Annotated in this window: 16 protein-coding genes; all 16 read left to right on the forward strand. The window is 37.9% G+C overall.

Annotated features, from left to right (window positions below; translation table 11 throughout):
- Positions 1-2 precede the first annotated feature (2 nt).
- The 16 genes from dapA to MKZ14_RS05435 all read left to right on the forward strand — a co-directional run bounded on the left by dapA (position 3) and on the right by MKZ14_RS05435 (position 18918).
- Positions 3-902 carry a 4-hydroxy-tetrahydrodipicolinate synthase gene (gene dapA / locus MKZ14_RS05360; protein ID WP_016992824.1) on the forward strand — a complete coding sequence of 300 codons (900 nt, stop codon included), beginning with the start codon at positions 3-5 and terminating at the stop codon, positions 900-902.
- A gap of 279 nt (positions 903-1181) precedes the next feature.
- A complete protein-coding gene (locus MKZ14_RS05365; protein WP_312123987.1) occupies positions 1182-2849 on the forward strand; it encodes a ribonuclease J in 1668 nt (555 codons plus the stop codon).
- Between the two features lie 154 nt (positions 2850-3003).
- Positions 3004-5295: a DNA translocase FtsK gene (locus tag MKZ14_RS05370; RefSeq protein WP_036080382.1), complete on the forward strand. Its 2292-nt coding sequence runs from the start codon at positions 3004-3006 to the stop codon at positions 5293-5295.
- 199 nt (positions 5296-5494) lie between these two features.
- Positions 5495-6223: a GntR family transcriptional regulator gene (locus MKZ14_RS05375; protein ID WP_036080379.1), complete on the forward strand. Its 729-nt coding sequence runs from the start codon at positions 5495-5497 to the stop codon at positions 6221-6223.
- A gap of 53 nt (positions 6224-6276) precedes the next feature.
- Entirely contained in the window at positions 6277-7362 is a 1086-nt protein-coding gene (locus MKZ14_RS05380; protein ID WP_036080376.1) for a BMP family protein, read from the forward strand.
- 377 nt (positions 7363-7739) lie between these two features.
- Positions 7740-9287, forward strand: coding sequence for an ABC transporter ATP-binding protein (locus MKZ14_RS05385; RefSeq protein ID WP_333006461.1), 1548 nt, complete (start codon positions 7740-7742; stop codon positions 9285-9287).
- On the forward strand, positions 9287-10333 hold the full coding sequence (locus tag MKZ14_RS05390; RefSeq protein WP_004224945.1) for an ABC transporter permease: 1047 nt from the start codon (positions 9287-9289) through the stop codon (positions 10331-10333). Before MKZ14_RS05385 ends, MKZ14_RS05390 begins: the two co-directional genes overlap by 1 nt.
- Before the next feature lies 1 nt (position 10334).
- Entirely contained in the window at positions 10335-11294 is a 960-nt protein-coding gene (locus MKZ14_RS05395) for an ABC transporter permease (protein ID WP_008178940.1), read from the forward strand.
- 170 nt (positions 11295-11464) lie between these two features.
- Complete coding sequence (locus MKZ14_RS05400) at positions 11465-12736, forward strand: pitrilysin family protein (RefSeq protein WP_054550536.1); 1272 nt, start codon at positions 11465-11467, stop codon at positions 12734-12736.
- On the forward strand, positions 12733-14034 hold the full coding sequence (locus MKZ14_RS05405) for a pitrilysin family protein (RefSeq protein WP_333006465.1): 1302 nt from the start codon (positions 12733-12735) through the stop codon (positions 14032-14034). The genes MKZ14_RS05400 and MKZ14_RS05405 overlap by 4 nt, the downstream gene beginning before the upstream one ends.
- Positions 14031-14759, forward strand: coding sequence for an SDR family oxidoreductase (locus MKZ14_RS05410; RefSeq protein WP_333006466.1), 729 nt, complete (start codon positions 14031-14033; stop codon positions 14757-14759). Before MKZ14_RS05405 ends, MKZ14_RS05410 begins: the two co-directional genes overlap by 4 nt.
- A 45-nt stretch (positions 14760-14804) precedes the next feature.
- Positions 14805-15062 carry a DUF3243 domain-containing protein gene (locus MKZ14_RS05415; RefSeq protein ID WP_004224939.1) on the forward strand — a complete coding sequence of 86 codons (258 nt, stop codon included), beginning with the start codon at positions 14805-14807 and terminating at the stop codon, positions 15060-15062.
- Positions 15063-15278: 216 nt separating this feature from the next.
- Positions 15279-16064: a DUF3388 domain-containing protein gene (locus tag MKZ14_RS05420; RefSeq protein ID WP_026023397.1), complete on the forward strand. Its 786-nt coding sequence runs from the start codon at positions 15279-15281 to the stop codon at positions 16062-16064.
- A 16-nt stretch (positions 16065-16080) separates the two neighbouring features.
- Positions 16081-17016 (forward strand): helix-turn-helix domain-containing protein, encoded by a 936-nt coding sequence (locus MKZ14_RS05425; RefSeq protein WP_333006467.1) that lies wholly within the window; start codon positions 16081-16083, stop codon positions 17014-17016.
- Between the two features lie 47 nt (positions 17017-17063).
- Positions 17064-17642 carry a CDP-diacylglycerol--glycerol-3-phosphate 3-phosphatidyltransferase gene (gene pgsA, locus MKZ14_RS05430; protein ID WP_016992833.1) on the forward strand — a complete coding sequence of 193 codons (579 nt, stop codon included), beginning with the start codon at positions 17064-17066 and terminating at the stop codon, positions 17640-17642.
- Between the two features lie 16 nt (positions 17643-17658).
- Complete coding sequence (locus MKZ14_RS05435; RefSeq protein WP_026023399.1) at positions 17659-18918, forward strand: competence/damage-inducible protein A; 1260 nt, start codon at positions 17659-17661, stop codon at positions 18916-18918.
- Positions 18919-19008: the final 90 nt, after the last annotated feature.

The raw sequence follows: 19008 nt of genomic DNA on the forward strand, positions 1-19008 counted from the left end.
GGATGAATTTAGGTCGAATTGGAACGGCTATGATTACGCCGTTCAAAAATGATGGCACGATTAATTATCCAGAACTAGAACGTATTATTAATCATTTAATAGACAATGGTACTGATTGTATTGTTGCTTGTGGTACGACTTCTGAAAACCCAACTATGTCTACAGAAGAGAAGATTGAAGTTGTTCGCTTTACAGTAGAGAAAGTAGCAGGTCGCGTACCAGTTATTGCAGGTACTGGGGATAATGAAACAGCTTACTCTATTGCAATGACACATAAAGCAGAAGAAAATGGAGCAGACGGCATTATGCTTGTAGCTCCCTACTATAATAAGCCAAATCAACGTGGGATTTATGCTCACTTTGAAACCATTGCTAAACAAACGAGTCTCCCAGTTATGCTTTATAATGTCCCAGGGCGTACAGGGGTCAATGTTGCCTATGAAACTTCTGTTGCATTAAGCAAGATTCCTAATATTGCTTGGATTAAAGAAGCGAGCGGTAACTTAGATCAGATGGGTGATGTTATTGAGAATGTAGATCCAGATGATGATTTCTTAGTGTATAGTGGGGACGATGGTTTAACACTCCCACTAATGGCCATTGGTGGAGCGGGTGTTATTTCTGTAGCTGCACACGTGGTAGGTAATGATATGCAATTAATGATTAAAGCGTTTGAAGAAGGAAATCATAAGCTAGCAGCCAAAATTCACCGAGCCTTATTACCTTTAGTACGTGCGCTGTTCGCTCAACCCAACCCTTCACCGATTAAATATGCGATGACAAAATTAGGATTTGATACACTCAATGTCCGTTTGCCAATGATGGAAATGACAGATGAAGAGAAAGCTAATTTTGACCGAATTTGGGATACGTATCAAGAAAAAGCGAAGAGTTTTAGATAAATAGTAACGAGGCTGATAGCATTTCAGCCTCGTTTTTTTATATCTTATAAAATAAAATGTTTTAACCAAATCTGTAACTCCTTGTCCTCACAAATACTAATTAAGCTCTATTTATACAGGATATCCAATTTTTGTTTGCCATCTGCTAGCAATAAGCAAATAGCAGGAAAATCTATTTCCAACGTGAAACATGTATTTTTAATTTGTGCAAAAGCTTTGCAAACCGTATAATAAATGTTAAGTGGTTGCTGTTCGGGATATTTTTTAGGAGGAAATAAATTGACAAAAAAGAAAAATGAATTAATCCGCATCATCCCTCTTGGTGGTGTAGGCGAAATTGGGAAAGCAATGTACGTAGTAGAAATTGATGAAGAACTATTTGTGGTGGATAGCGGCTTAATGTTCCCAGAAGATGAAATGCTAGGTATAGATATCGTGATTCCTGACATTACGTACTTAGAAGAAAATAAAGAACGTGTGAAGGGTATTTTCTTAACACATGGTCATGAAGACGCGATTGGGTCTATTGCCTATGTATTACAAAAAATAAAGGCACCTGTGTACGGATCAAAATTAACCATTGCATTAGCAAAGGAACATTTAAAAGAATTACCTGCACCACATCAGGTGAAGTTTTTTGAAGTAACAAACCGTAGTCGTATGAATTTTAACTCAACGTATGTAACATTCTTCCACACAACACATAGTATTCCCGATTCGTTAGGGGTAGTGTTCCATACATCTGAAGGCGCGATTGTTCATACAGGAGAGTTTAAATTCGATCAATCAGCGACAGGTAAATTTAAACCTGATTTAGCAAAAATGGCACAGCTAGGAGAAGACGGCGTCTTTATTCTATTATCGGAGTCTTGCGAAGCTGAGCGACCAGGATATACGACATCAGAGATTGTCATTGAAGAACAATTATCAAAAACATTCCACTCAGCACCAGGTCGTATTTTAGTAGCTGTTTACGCATCAAACTTTATTCGAATTCAACAAGTATTTGCTCAAGCCCAGAAATCATTCCGTAAGGTTGTGATTGTGGGTAAACCATTGGAAAAAGCGGTTGATCTAGGCGTACAGCTTGGCTATTTAACAGTTCAAGAAGATACAATAATTCCGATATCGGAAATGCAAAAATATCAAGATGATGAAATTATCATTATTACAACAGGCAATAGAGGAGAACCCCTCGATGCTTTAGAAAAAATTGTCCGTAAACACCATCGTGACATTAAAATTAAACAAGGTGACACGGTACTAATCACCTTTACACCTTCTCCTGGCATGGAAGTTCAAATGGCAAATACAATGAACTCTATGTCAAAAGCAGGCGCTGAAATTTTGACTTCTAGCAAAAATGTTCATGTTTCAGGACATGGTAGTCAAGAAGATTTAAAGCTGATGCTAAACTTAATGCAACCAAAGTATTTTATTCCTGTACAAGGAGAATACCGTATGCTAATTGCACACTCTAAATTAGCACAACAGCTTGGTATGCAAAAATCCCAAATTTTTATCGCTGATAAAGGGGATATCGTAGAATATAAAAATAATAAAATGCGCATGAGTGGTCGTGTACAAGCTGGTAATGTCTTAATTGACGGTATTGGTGTAGGCGATGTAGGTAATATTGTACTTCGTGACCGTAAATTATTATCGCAGGATGGTATTTTCATTGTGGTGGTAACATTAAATCGAGCACAAAAGAAAATTGCCTCTGGCCCAGAAATTTTATCACGAGGCTTTGTCTATGTACGAGAATCAGAGGAATTAATGATTGAGGCTTCTGACATTGCGAAGAATGTGATTGAAAAGTACGTTGGGAAAGAAACCTTTGAATGGACGAATATTAAACAAGAAATTCGAGATACGCTAAATACGTATTTATTCCAAAAAACAAAACGTCGCCCAATGATTATTCCTATTATTATGGAATATTAATTGAACAAACTCATCGTATATGCTTTGAGGAAAAAATAAATGAAAAAGGATTTTCTCCCAATTGCGGTGGAAAATCCTTTTTTTGAAATAATCAAGTTCTACATGTGATGATTCGCTACATATATAGAATGGATTGCAGAAGAAGGTGAAATAGATGGCAGTTAGTAAGAGAAAAAAAGTTGCTAAAAGTAAGGCGACAACAGAAAAAAAAGAAATGCATCCGCTTATGTACGAAATTTTAGGGTTGCTCTTAATTGCGCTAGCAGTCATTATGATTTTTGAATACGGCATGATCGGGCGGATTCTACAAACAATCGCCATGTTCCTTTTAGGTAATTTACATTTTGCTGTTCCATTTATGCTTATATTTGTTGCATTGTTAATGATGATTGGTCGTAAAAAAGTTGGGATAAAGGATCGATTAATACTGGGCATGTTTCTCATTGTTATGAGCTTAACGATTTTTAGTCATGGCATATTATTTGAACAACTATCCAAATCAGGTGGTCTACTATCTGATTCTGTGCTACGTGAATCATGGCGAATTTTGATTAATACAGAAGGTATCATCCATCGCAGTAATGCTTTGGGGGGGGGGATGATTGGTGCCCTACTATTTAGTGGGCTTCATGTGTTATTTGAAGCCTCTGGGGCAAAAGTTGTTGCTTGGGTTATTTTCTTTATTGGATTAATTCTTGTCACTGGAAAAGCATTAGTGCCTTATTTAGCAGAAAAAACACCAGATATATTTGGCAAATGGAAAAAAAAGCACCGTGATAAGAAAAAAAATACACCGAAAAAACCAAATAATCGTCGTTCAAGAGTAGAGAGTGGGGATGAGGTAGCAGCCGTTAATCAATCTATAGATATGCCTGAACAGGAAGAGGAAATACCACATGAGCCGATTATTTCTGCTTTTACACAGAATGTTTCACAGGAAAGAGAAGTGTTTGATACAACTCACTTGTTGGAAAATGAACTAGAAGAAACAACGGATGATGTCCAGATTCAGGGCACAGATGCAGTAGAAAATGCAGACTATCAGCTTCCATCATATAATTTATTACAATTACCACCACAACATGATCAAAGTGGTGAATATTCAGTGATTCAAGCGAATGCCAAAAAGCTTGAGCAAACTTTACAAAGCTTTGGAGTAAAGGCAAAGGTGACACAAGTACATTTAGGTCCTGCTGTCACAAAATATGAAATTTTACCTGATATCGGAGTGAAAGTAAGCAAAATTGTTAATTTGCAAGATGATCTTGCATTAGCATTAGCAGCTAAAGATATTCGTATGGAAGCGCCAATTCCGGGGAAATCTGCGATTGGTATTGAAGTACCTAACAGTGAGGTAGCCATTGTAACACTTCGTGAGGTGTTGGAATCGAAGGATGGTGCTAAGCCTGAAGCATTATTACAGGTAGCATTTGGCCGTGATATTACAGGACAAGCTGTACTAGCAGAACTCAATAAAATGCCACATTTACTTGTAGCTGGTTCTACAGGCAGTGGGAAAAGTGTTTGTATAAATGGCATTGTGGTATCCATACTAATGCGTACAAAACCGCATGAAGTGAAGCTCATGATGATTGACCCAAAAATGGTTGAATTAAACGTTTATAATGGGATTCCTCATTTATTAGCGCCTGTCGTAACAGATGCACGTAAAGCTTCGCAAGCACTGAAAAAAGTGGTATCTGAAATGGAACGTCGCTACGATTTGTTTTCTCATACAGGTACAAGAAATATAGAGGGTTATAATGCACATGTACAAAAGGTTAATGAACAAACAGAAGAGAAACATCCAAAGCTACCATATATTGTGGTTATTGTAGATGAGTTAGCGGATTTGATGATGGTCGCTTCAAGTGATGTAGAGGATTCAATTACACGTTTAGCACAAATGGCAAGGGCTGCTGGCATTCATTTGATAATTGCCACACAACGACCAAGTGTAGATGTTCTAACAGGTGTCATTAAAGCAAATATTCCATCCAGAATTGCTTTTGCAGTTTCTTCCGCAATTGATTCGAGAACAATTTTAGACATGGGTGGAGCCGAACGTTTACTAGGAAGAGGCGATATGTTATTTTTACCTGCTGGAGCTTCTAAGCCAAAAAGGGTGCAAGGTGCCTTTTTATCAGATCAAGAAGTGGAAGCAGTCGTTCATTTTGTTATAGAACAGCAAAAAGCGCAGTATCAGGAGGAGATGATTCCTACTGAAGAAGAAACCATTTTAGAGGAAACAGATGATTTATATGATGAAGCAGTCCAATTAGTTGTCAATATGCAAACAGCATCTGTCTCAATGCTTCAACGTCGCTTCCGAATTGGTTATTCAAGAGCTGCACGTATTGTTGATCAGATGGAACAACGCGGTATTGTTGGGCCTCCAGAGGGTAGTAAACCTCGTCAAGTACTTGTTCACCAATACGATAACTAAACAAAAAATGAAGCTGAAAATGGTGAGAGTAACTGTATTTATGTCCAAAAATTTGCAGATAAAATAAAGAAAGAATGAATTCTATAACAGATTTTACTCAAAACTGTTTATTTCATTCTGCAAAAATGTTATATTTATGAACGATTAGTAGGAATGTTGTACATCAGATGTCTGATCTCTGATTTTGGTGGTGATATATGTGACTATTAAAGCAGATCATCGTCATCTCTATCTTCAAGTTATCGATCGTTTAAAATCTGACATCGAGGCTGGCATTTTTAAAGAAAATGAAAAGCTGCCTTCAGAATTTGAATTATCGAAATCACTAGGAGTCAGTCGAGCAACACTTAGAGAAGCACTTCGACTGTTGGAAGAGGAAAATGTGATTGTGCGCCGACATGGGGTTGGGACTTTTGTCAACCCGAAGCCGTTGTTTACATCAGGCATCGAGCATCTATCTAGTATTTCTTCTATGATCGAGGCAGCAGGTATGGAGCCAGGTTCGCGGTTTTTAAAAGCGACTGAGCACGTGCCTTCTGAGGAAGATTTAAAACGCTTCCAAAGTGATGGCGACGATAAAATACTCACGATTGAACGTGTCAGAACAGCGGATGGTGAGCCAGTAGTATACTGCATAGACAGGCTACCTGCAAGCTTCCTGCCTACTGACTTTGTCGAAAAAAAAGAAGTTTCACTGTTCTCTGCACTTGAGCAATCTGGCAAAATTCATGTAGCTTATGCTGTAACCTATATTGATCCAGTTGGGTATCATGAACAAGCCTCACCGATTTTAAATTGTGGACGTGAGACAGCTCTTTTAGTGTTAAAGCAATTGCATTATGATGATCATGATCAAGTAGTGCTCTATTCAAAAAATTATTTCCGAGCTGATAAATTCAGCTTCCATGTAGTTCGTAAACGGGTGTAGAACATTTCTAAATTTTTTCCTGCTAATTACAATACCTTTGGGGGGTTAATTAAATGAAAAAACGTAAATTTGGTTTAGTATTAACATCAGTATTAGCGGCAAGTGCTATTTTAGGTGCTTGTGGTACGAAAGACGACGAAAAGCCAGCGAAAGAAAATGACAAAGCTTCAGGCGGCGAAAGCACAGAAGAAGCTTTCTCAGTAGCAATGGTTACTGACGTAGGTGGCGTGGATGACAAATCATTCAACCAATCTGCATGGGAAGGTGTACAAGCTTACGGTAAAGAACACGGTTTATCAAAAGGTGATGGTGGTTTTGACTACCTACAATCAGCTTCAGATGCTGACTATGAAACAAACTTAAACAACTTAGTTCGTCGTGACTTTAACCTAGTATTTGGTATCGGGTTCATGATGGCTGATGCAATTGATGCAGTTGCTTCTGAAAATCCAGATAATCACTTTGCATTAATCGATGCTGAAGTAGAAGCAGACAACGTAGTAAACGTACTGTTCAAAGAGCAAGAAGGTGCTTTCTTAGCAGGTGTTGCTGCAGCGAAAACATCTAAAACAGGTAAAATCGGCTTCGTAGGCGGCGTTGATATTCCAGTTATTAACCGTTTCCACGCTGGTTTCGTTGAAGGTGCTAAAGCAGTAAATCCAGATATCGAAATTCAAGTAAAATATACTGGTGCGTTTGATAAAGCGGATCTTGGTAAAATTACAGCGAACAGCATGTATTCTTCAGGTGTAGATGTAATCTTCCACGCTGCTGGTGCAACTGGTAACGGTGTATTCTCTGAAGCAAAAGAGCGTAAAGCGAAAGATCCAAATGCTGATGTATGGGTTATCGGTGTAGATGCTGACCAATACGAAGAAGGTAAAGTAGACGATAAAACAAACGTTACATTAACTTCTATGTTAAAAGGTGTTAATACAGCAGTAGTAGATATTTCAAATAGAGCGAAAAATGGTGATTTCCCAGGTGGAGAAACACTTGTTTACGGTTTAGCTGAAGATGGCGTTAAACTTGCGGACTCTCGCGGTGCAATTCCAGAAGATGTACAAAAAGTAATCGACGAATATAAAGAGAAAATTGCTAAGGGTGAAATCAAAGTTCCAGAAAAAGTGGAAAAATAATTCATCTTTTGATCATCATAAGGGACTTTTAGAAGGACCTTATGATGATTTTTCAATCTATCGTTATATTTAGATTATTCGCAATACTCTATTTAGCTAGATTTATAGGAACCTTATAGAGGTAGTAATTATGATTTGAATAATGATGGTAACAAGTTAATAGAAGAAAGGTTTCTAACGATGACCTTTCCTGTATTAATTTAGCAAAACATCTACCTCTATACGTGGGATATTAAATCGGTCAATAAAATATAGCCTCTGGTAGAAAATTCATTACTGGACGTATGGCTTATCTGTACCATCCATCATGTAGCAGCAGATACTATACGCTAAGGCAAAAATACTTAATAATAGTGCCTATTAAGGGAGTGACAAATTTGGATTATGTGATTGAAATGCTAGGAATCCGTAAAGAATTCGGTAATTTCGTGGCGAATAATAATATCACCCTCCAACTGAAACAAGGCGAGATTCATGCATTGCTAGGTGAAAATGGTGCAGGTAAATCGACTTTGATGAATGTCCTTTTTGGTTTGTATCAACCAGAAGGTGGCGAAATTCGTGTACGTGGGAAGGCAGTAAAAATTACAAACCCGAATATTGCCAATGATTTAGGGATTGGCATGGTGCATCAACATTTTATGTTGGTAGAAAACTTTACAGTAACAGAAAATATCATTTTAGGCACTGAGCCTACTAAAATGGGAATTGTGAATATAAAAGATGCGGCTAAGAAAGTACAAGCACTTTCTGAAAAATATGGATTAGATGTTGATCCAAACGCCAAAATCGAGGATATCACGGTTGGTATGCAACAACGTGTAGAAATATTAAAAACATTGTATCGCGGTGCCGAAATTTTAATTTTTGATGAACCAACTGCATCATTAACACCGCAAGAAATTACCGAATTAATTCAAATAATGCGTCGTCTTATCGAAGAAGGTAAATCCATTATTTTAATTACGCATAAGCTAAAAGAAATTATGGAAGTTTCAGACCGTGTGACGATTATCCGTAAGGGAGAAGGGATTGGCACTGTTGTAACCGCTGCCACAAATCCTGATCAGCTTGCTGAAATGATGGTTGGCCGTCAAGTTGAATTCAAAACGGAAAAAACGGATGCGACACCAACTGACGAAGTGCTTGCAATTGAGAACTTGGTTGTTACGGATTATCGAAATATTGATAAAGTTAAAGGTCTTAATTTAAATGTTCGTAAAGGTGAAATCGTAGGTATTGCGGGTATTGATGGTAATGGTCAATCCGAATTAATTGAAGCCATTACAGGTCTACGCAAAATTAAAAGTGGTAAAGTCAAGCTGAATGGTAAAGATATTACTAACATGAAGCCTCGTAAAATTACAGAGGAAGGCGTAGGACATATTCCACAAGACCGTCATAAGCATGGTTTAGTTTTAGATTTCCCAATTGGTCATAATATTGCATTGCAAACATATTACCAATCTCCAATAGCGAAGGGCTTTGTCATGGACTATAAAAAGGTGTCAGAAAAAGCTCGCCAAATCATTAAAGAGTATGATGTGCGTACTGGTAATGGGGAGATGACACCAGCTCGTGCATTATCTGGTGGTAACCAACAAAAAGCAATTATTGGTCGTGAAATTGACCGTAACCCTGATCTATTAATTGCTGCTCTACCAACACGTGGACTTGACGTAGGAGCTATTGAATTCATTCACTCTCGTCTAATTGAGCAACGTGATAAAGGGAAAGCCGTTTTGTTAATCTCATTTGAATTAGATGAGGTTATGAATGTTTCGGATCGAATTGCCGTTATCTATGATGGACAAATTGTCGATGAGTTAAGTCCGAAAGAAACGACTGAACAAGAGCTAGGCTTACTAATGGCAGGGCAAAGTAAAAAAAATATCAAGCGTGATGCGAAGGAGGGGAACGACTAATGTCAAATCGTGTCATTAATATACTCGTTCCTATCATCTCTATCATTATCGGTTTAATTGTAGGGGCTATCGTCATGGTAGTCAGTGGCTATGACCCAGTGCAAGGTTATATCGCTCTTTGGACAGGTATTTTTGGAGATTCATATTCAATCGGGAACACAATTCGTCAAATTACACCATATATTTTAGCAGGTCTTGCGGTAGCCTTTGCATTCCGTACAGGGCTCTTCAATATCGGTGTTGAAGGTCAGCTAATTTTAGGTTGGTTAGCCGCAGCTTGGGTAGGTTATGCGTTTGAACTTCCTAAAATCATTCACTTACCATTAGCATTGCTTGCAGCAGCAGCTGCAGGTGCATTTTGGGCCTTTATTGCAGGTTTCTTAAAAGCGAAATTTAAAGTTCATGAAGTTATTGCGACAATTATGCTAAACTACACTGCACTTTATATTGCAAATGCAGTGATTAAAAAATTGTCCGATGGCAGCTTTAAAACAGAACGTATCCATGAGTCAGCCTCTTTACGTTCTCCGTTTTTAAGAGAGCTTACAGACAATTCAAGTCTTCACTATGGGATCATTGTTGCACTTTTAATGGTAGTCGTGATGTGGTTCATTCTAGAAAAAACAACACGGGGCTACGAGCTAAAAGCAGTAGGTTTTAACAAAAATGCTGCTGATTATGCAGGTATGAGTGTCAATAAAAATATTATTTTAGCTATGACGATTTCTGGTATGTTTGCAGGTCTTGGCGGCGCGATGGAAGCATTAGGAACGTTCCAAAACGCATCCATTAAACCTGGCTTTACAGGAATTGGTTTTGACGGTATCGCCGTTGCTTTACTTGGTGCCAATACACCACTTGGCGTAGTATTTGGGGCATCCCTTTTCGGTTCTTTAAAATATGGTGCATTAAATATGCCAAATGCTGCGGGTATCCCAGAAGAGATCGTATCCATTATCATTGCATTGATTATCTTCTTCGTTGCATCAGGCTATATTATTCGAGTAGGCTTACAAAAGCTGAGCAAGAAAAAGGAGGGACAATAACATGAGCTTTTTAGAAATGTTATATTTCATCATCCCTTCAGCGATTCTATATGCAACACCTTTGATTTTTACAGCCATCGGTGGGGTATTCTCTGAACGCTCTGGTGTTGTCAACATCGGGCTAGAGGGCTTAATGATTGTTGGTGCTTTTGTTGGTATATTTATCAATTTAGAATTTGCTTCATCATTAGGTGCGGCAACTGTTTGGGTAGCAATGCTAGCGGCTGTTGTAATTGGTGCGATTTTCTCACTTTTCCATGCCGTTGCTTCTATTTCATTCCGTGCCGATCAAACGGTATCAGGGGTAGCTATTAACTTATTAGGCTTAGCTGCTACTGTATTCTTGGTAAAAATGATTTATGATAAAGGTCAAACAGATATGATTGACCAACCTATTCGCCGTTTTGGTATTCCTTATTTAGAGGACATTCCGTTCTTTGGACGTTTATTGTTCCATGATGTTTACAGTACGTCTATTCTGGCGTTTGTGGTAGCTTTTGGTGCTTGGTTTATTATTTATAAAACACCATTTGGCTTACGCCTTCGCGCTGTAGGTGAACACCCAATGGCGGCAGATACAATGGGGATTAACGTCAATAAAATGCGTTATATTGCTGTTATGATCTCTGGAGCTCTAGGTGGGCTTGGTGGTGCTGTCTATGCACAAACAATTACGCACGACTTCTCACACGCAACAATTGCTGGTCAAGGTTTCATGGCTATTGCCGCAATGATTTTCGGGAAATGGCATCCGATTGGTGCGCTAGGTGCAGCTTTATTCTTCGGTTTAGCACAAACATTAAGTATTGCAGGGAACCAGATTCCATTTATCGAAAATGTTCCAGCCGTTTATCTGCAAATCTTACCGTATGTATTAACAATCCTTGCTTTAGCAGGCTTTATTGGTAAAGCAAACGCTCCAAAAGCGAGTGGACAGCCTTATATTAAAGGAAAACGTTAAGAAAAGCATTTTAAGGACTGAGCAAGCTATGCTCAGTCCTTTTTATATAGGATTGGCGTAATTTTTAATTTTTCCCATACATACTTTGGATTCCTTTTGCAATTATAGACAATAGACATGTATAGTATGTGTAGTACATCGTTATATTAAGAAGGATAGGAGGGTTTCATATGTTTAAAACAATACCTTTTGCAAAAGGTGTCAATTTGCATATCCGACAAACGACCCAATTTAAAACCGTAAATTTTTCAATTAAATGGAGAAGAGCATTAACAGCTAAAAGTGCATCAGAGCGTACAGTGTTAACAAATGTACTGCAGCACAGTAATGCTAAATATAAGACAACGGCTGCTTTTCGAAGCTTTTTAGATGACTTGTATGGTACAGTTTTGTATTTTGATACATCTAAGCGCGGAAATGAGCATACGGTTCTTATGAATGTAGAGACTGTTAATGATCATTATCTAGCAAATACAAGTGTCTTAAACGAAGTCCTTGGTTTATTGCATACAGCTATTTTTGAGCCTAATCTAGAAAATGGTGTCTTTAAGGAATCCGTTGTTGAGCGTGAGAAAAAGACAGTTATTCAACGTATTGAATCTATTTTTGATGATAAATCTCGCTTTGCTCAATTCCGTCTACAACAAATCCTGAGACCAAATGAGCCAGCATCAATTTCAGCGAATGGTAGTGTCGAAGAAATTCAAAAGATTACCCCTGCCTCATTATTTGAGGCTTATCAATCGATGCTAGCTAACGACAAAATCGATATTTATGTAGCTGGAGACATTAATGAAGAGGAAATTGTTGCGAAATTAAAAAAAGCGCTACCATTTAAGGATCGTACTCCTGAGGAAGTTCCAGCAGTACTCCCTCAACAACATCCAGACAATGATTATGTAAGAGAACAGCATGAAATGAAACAAGGTAAACTTCATATTGGCTTTAGCACACCTGTTAGATTTGGTGATGCAGATTTCTCTAAGATGCAAATTTTTAATGGGATTTTTGGTGGATATCCACATGCTAAGCTGTTTATGAATGTTCGTGAAAAAGAGAGTCTTGCTTATTATGCTTCTAGTTCCTATGCTTCGCATTATGGACTTGTATTTGTTGTATCTGGGATTGAAGCTAAAAATGAAGAAAAAGCGCTATCTTTAATTAAAGAACAACTTGCCGTCATGCAGGCTGGGGACATTACCGATTTAGAGCTGGAGCAAACAAAGGCTATGCTGACGAATCAGCTAAAAGAATCCTTAGATTCGGCACGAGGTCAAATTGAAATTTTTGATCAATATAAAGATTTACCTGAGGAATTCTCAGTTCAAGCCTGGGCAAATAAGTGGAAAGCTGTGACAAAAGAAGATGTTGTTGCAATGGCAAAGCAAGTGCAGCTTGAAGCGGTCTATTTCTTATGTGGAAAGGAGCAAGCCGCACAATGAAAACAATAGAATTTAAACAATTAGATGAAATACTTTATTATGAAAAACTAGACAATGGCTTAGATGTTTATATATTGCCGAAAAAAGGCTTTTCCAAAACATTTGTTACATTTACAACAAAGTACGGCTCTGTCGATCGTACGTTCGTGCCAATTGGTGACACAGAAAGTATTACTGTACCAGATGGTATTGCACACTTTTTAGAGCATAAAATGTTCGAAAAAGAGGATGGAGACGTTTTCCAAAAATTTAGCGAATATGGTGCTTCTGCGAATGCATTTACATCGTTTACGCGTACAGCTTATTTATTTTCATCTACTGACAATATTTATAAAAGTACAGAAACATTATTGAATTTTGTCCAAGAACCATACTTTACAGAAGCTACTGTCAATAAAGAAAAAGGAATTATCGGGCAAGAAATTACAATGTATGATGATCAACCAGACTGGCGTCTATACTTTGGCACAATCGAAAATATGTATCATCATCATCCTGTAAAGATTGATATCGCTGGTACAATTGAATCGATTGATGGCATTACAGCAGAGCATTTATATACATGCTACAATACGTTTTATCATCCTTCGAATATGTTGTTATTTGTGATTGGTGCTGTAGAACCAGAGCAAATGATGACGTTTATTCGTGACAATCAAGGTAAAAAAGAGTTCCCAGAACCAACGCCAATTCAACGCTTCTTTGATATAGAACCAACAGAGGTAGCCATTAAGGAACGTACATTAAATATGGATGTTCAAAAACCAAAAATTTATGTTGGTTTAAAAGCGAAAGACACTAATTTATCAGGTCAGGACATGTTAAAGCATGAGTTGTCCGTTCAAATTGCGCTTGAACTTATTTTTGGACGTACTTCTGATTTTTATGAACGTGTTTACGAGGAAGGTTTAATTGATGAGACGTATGCTTTTGATTTTACCTTAGAAAATGGCTTTGGATTTGCCATGATTGGATCAGATTCAGCAGAGCCTGATAAATTGGCAAAAACGATTATGGACGAATTAGCAAAATATGAAGGAAATAGCCAATTCGATCCTGCTGGTTTGGATCGTATAAAACGCAAAAAAATTGGGTTCTTCCTACGTGCACTAAATTCGATCGAGTTTATCGCAAACCAATTCACACGGTATTCCTTTAATGACATGAATTTATTTGATGTAGTACCAGTACTTGAGACTTTAACCGTTGAGGACTTACAAAAAGCATTTGCTTCTATCCAAGGTGAAACACAGCAAACAGTCTTTAAAATTCTGCCAAGTAAGCAGGATGCACAGTGAAAAAATTTGCCCTTGTTTTAGGTGCATCAGGTGATATCGGTCATGCCATTTGTCAAAGCTTAGCTGAGGACGGCTGGTCCATCTATGTACATTATTCAAACAATCAAAATGCGGCACAGAGATTATGTGAAATGCTTTCCGAAAATTTCCCTGCACAAGAATTTATGCTTGTACAGGGAGATTTTTCAATCGTTAATGGAGCAGAATTAGTAGCCGCGCAAATTTTCAATGTGCAGGCAATTGTTTTTGCCAATGGACAAGCCCATTATTCATTGCTCGAAGATACAACAGTGGAGGATATGGATGCTTTATGGCGTGTTCATGTTCAAAATCCTATGAGACTAACAGCTTTACTTTCTGGAAAACTTCGCAAGCATGATGTAAGCTATGTACTATTTATAGGTTCCATTTGGGGAGAGGCTGGCTCAGCGGGGGAGGCACTTTATGCAACTGTTAAGGGTGCGCAACATGCTTTTGTTAAATCCTATGCAAAAGAAGCGGCATTATCTCGGATTAGAGTGAATGCTATTGCTCCTGGCTTTATAAATACCTCAATGAACAGCCATCTAAATCAAGAAGAGCTTCAATACATTTTGGACGATATCCCACTAGGCTCCATTGGACAAACAAAAGATGTGGCTGAAATGGTACGTTTTTATTTGTCTGGTAAAGCTGATTATGTGACAGGACAAATCGTACGATTAAATGGAGGCTGGTACATATAATAATCTCTTTTGCACATACTACTTGTGTAAAGGAGGAGGAAGAATATGACCATTTTAGAAAACTGGCAAAAATGGACATCGTTTTTAGGACAAAACGTTATGCAAGCTGAATCAAGCGGTATGCCGAAGAAAATGATTCAAACGGCTGCTGTCCAAATTGGGGAATATTTGGCGACTAATGTCGATCCTAAAAACGAACAAGAGCGAGTGCTGTCGGATTTATGGGGCGTTGCCTCTGAAGATGAAAAACATGCATTAGCGAATTGTGTCATTAAGCTTGTACAAAATAAGCATGTGCAGTAAATAAAAGAGGAGAGCCAATCTCCTCTTTTTGCTATACAGTAAACTTTTTATCTGTGAAAACGGGAACGTATGTAAGCCTATTTAACAGTCATCAAAAAAAATTAGTAAATAACACTGTAATTCCATGTATTCTAACTTTCCATTACATAAAAAATCAGCTATGATGGAACTTATAAAGGATTTTTTACGTTAACTAATAGGAAGGGAACGAGTGTGTTGAGCGATTGGTACTTTGAATATGAAATTCAGGTGAATCGCCCTGGATTATTAGGAGATATTGCTTCACTTTTAGGGATGCTTCGTGTCAATATTATATCAATAAATGGTGTAGATGAGGATCGACGTGGTATGTTAGTGCATACAGACAATGATGAGGCAATTGAGCGTTTTCGTACAATTGTTTCGACAATGGAACATATTAACGTAACCAAATTTCGACAACCAAAACTTCGTGACCGTTTAGCCATTAGGCATGGTCGTTATATTCCTCGAGATGCAGATGAAAAAAACACATTCCATTTCGTAAGAGATGAATTAGGTATTTTAGTCGACTTTATGGCAGAACTCTTTAAAAAAGAGGGACATAAGCTGATTGGTATTCGTGGCATGCCACGTGTTGGAAAAACTGAATCCATAGTAGCCGCCAGTGTCTGTGCCAATAAAAAATGGATCTTTTTATCATCTACAATGATTAAGCAAACAGTTCGTAATAAGCTTGTGGGAGATGAATTTAGTCGTAACAATATTTTTATTCTAGATGGTATTGTAACTCGACGTTCATCTGATGAGAAACATTTGCAATTAGTGCGTGAAATGATGAATATGCCTTGTATCAAAGTTGTAGAGCATCCAGATATGTTTGTTCAGCATTCAGAATATAAAATAGAGGATTTTGATTATATTATTGAACTACGTCATCACACTGATGAAGAAATTACTTATGAAATAATGGAAAAAAATCATATGTCCGAATCGGATTCTTTTGGAGGATTTAATTTTTAATTTGATGTTAAAGTAGGTGTTATTAGTGGCAGAATTAGGGACTCGACTGAAAGAGGCGAGACTGTCTAAAGGCTACAGCTTAGACGATTTACAAGAAATAACGAAAATTCAAAAACGTTATTTAGTAGGAATTGAAGAGGGCAATTATTCCATTATGCCTGGTTCGTTTTATGTACGAGCTTTTATCAAACAATATGCAGAAGCTGTTGGGTTGGATGCGGAAGAAATCTTAGAGACATATAAAAATGAACTACCGAGCACTCCAAACGATCAAGTAAGTCAATCGATGACGAATAGCCCCAGCAGAAGAAAAGTAACGAAAGGCCCTTCGAATAAAATGATGGAGGCTATGCCAAAAATCATTGTTGCTTTATTTATTGTAGTCATTATTGTGGCTATATGGGTGCTATGGCAATCAAAAAACAGTCCAGGGACAAGCGAAGAAGTAAATCCAACTCCTGAGATGGAATATGACACAAATGTCAAGCCAATTGATAGTGAGAAGGATAAAAAAGAACAAGAAAATAAAGATGCACAGAAAAATGATAAAGATAAAGATGATACAAAAGCTACAGAAGAAACACCAACTGATGAAGATGACACTGATCAAACTGAAGAGATGAAGCAAACAATTTCCGCGGGTACTGTTGAAGCAGATGGAGCGACAACTTCTTATACGTTAACAGGGACGGATACAATGAAACTTAAAATCGAAATATCAGGCCCTACATTTGTTGGTATTCGCAATCAACAGCAACAAGAAATCTTAACAGATACGCGTGTCTATAATGCCGGGGAAGTAGTTGAATTTGACGCCTCAACACAAAACTATGTTCGTATTCGTCTCGGTAATTCAACGCAAGCTAAAATCTATATTAATGACGAACTTCTAACGTATGCACAACAAATTGTAACGCAAAATATCGTCATCAATTTCAATAAAGAACAGTAGTCATCCTATGATGACTACTTTCTTTCATCATGAAAGGTGTTAGAAAAATGAACATTCCAAATAAAATTACCATCTCTCGAATCTTGCTTATTCCATTCTTTGTCATTGTTATGATGTTTGATTTTGGCTGGGGAACATTATCGCTTTTTGGTGCTGAGATGCCAATCCATCATTTTATAGGTGCACTTATTTTTATCTTTGCTTCAACAACCGATTGGGTGGATGGTTATTACGCACGTAAGTATAACCTTGTGACCACATTTGGGAAATTTTTAGATCCCTTAGCTGACAAGTTACTTGTCTCAGCAGCCTTTATTTTAATGGTCGAGCTTAAGATGGCACCTGCTTGGGTAATTATCATTATTATTAGTCGTGAATTTGCTGTTACGGGTTTACGTTTGATTTTGGCAGGTGGAGGAGAAGTGGTCGCTGCCAATCAGCTTGGTAAAATTAAAACTTGGGCACAAATTGTAGCGATTGCTGCTGCTCTTTTACACAATACAATCTTTACATTGGTTGGTATTCCATTTGATAAAATCATGCTCTATATTGCATTGTTCTTTACACTTTGGTCAGGGTGGGATTATTTCTATCTAAATCGACGTGTATTACTTGAGTCTAAATAAGAAAGGTCTTGGGATCATGAATGCTGAAATTCTTGCGGTTGGCTCAGAACTATTATTAGGTCAAATTACGAATACAAATGCGAGATTTATCTCAAGCCAGCTATCCGAGCTTGGCATCAACGTTTTTTATCATACCGTAGTGGGCGATAATGCAAAGCGTTTAGAACAAGCTATCGAAGTGGCAGAGTCTCGTGCAGATCTCATTATTTTTTCGGGAGGACTGGGTCCAACAAAAGATGATTTAACGAAGGAAACGATTGCACGTCATCTTGGTGTTTCTCTTGAGTTTGATGAAGTAGCATTGACGTATATTGAGCAATTTTTTGCTAAACGAGGACGTCCAATGACGGAAAATAATCGTAAACAGGCATTAATTTTAGCAGGGAGTGAAGTATTAGCTAATCACCATGGAATGGCTCCAGGTATGATCTTCACAAAAAATGATCGCACTTATATTTTATTACCAGGACCTCCAAAAGAGTTAGAACCAATGTTTCAATTTGAGGCTAAACCTAAACTTGCTGCGATGCTTAATGATGGAGGGATCATTGCATCACATGTTATGCGATTTTATGGAATTGGTGAGGCCGAGCTTGAAGTACAAGTTCAAAATATTTTAGATGCACAAACCAATCCAACAGTTGCTCCACTTGCTTCTGATGGTGAGGTAACGTTACGCGTAACAGCTAAAGCCGCAACAGAGCAGCAAGCTAGGCAGCTTATTAAGGCAAAGGTTGCGGAAATACAAGCACTTGTTGGTGATTATCAATATGGTGTAGATGATGATTCCCTTGCCTCAAAAACGGTAGAAATGCTATTGGATAATAAGCTAACAATCGCGGCTGCAGAAAGTTTAACTGCTGGGTTATTTCAATCTGAGCTTGCGGAAATTCCAGGGGTAGGAAATGCTCTTATAGGAGGCGTTGTTACCTATGCAGCAGATGCGAAAGTAAAACAGCTAGGCATTTCACAAGAATTAATTGATACACATGGTGTTGTGAGTGCTGAGTGTGCGGCGGCAATGGCAAGTGCTGTTCGTGAGAAATTTGCTACAAATATTGGGATTGGCCTTACAGGAGAAGCAGGTCCCACTGCGCATGATCATCAGCCAGTAGGTACTGTTTGGATTGGTATTGCCATAAATGATGAGGAGCCGCTTACATATTTACTTCATTTATCAGGCATGCGGAATACGAATCGGCTCCGTGCGGTGAAATTTACATGCCACTATTTAATGCAGCTGTTAGAAGAACGTGGCTACACAAAACGTTATTAAAATAGATTAAAACATAGGAATTTGGGTAGAGGAAAACTATCCAAATTTTTATTTTGAAGGAAAATCGAATAAATGTTCGCTTTTTTCTTG

Origin of the sequence: Lysinibacillus sp. FSL P2-0066, assembly GCF_037969495.1 — a bacterium.
Taxonomy (GTDB): domain Bacteria; phylum Bacillota; class Bacilli; order Bacillales_A; family Planococcaceae; genus Lysinibacillus; species Lysinibacillus boronitolerans.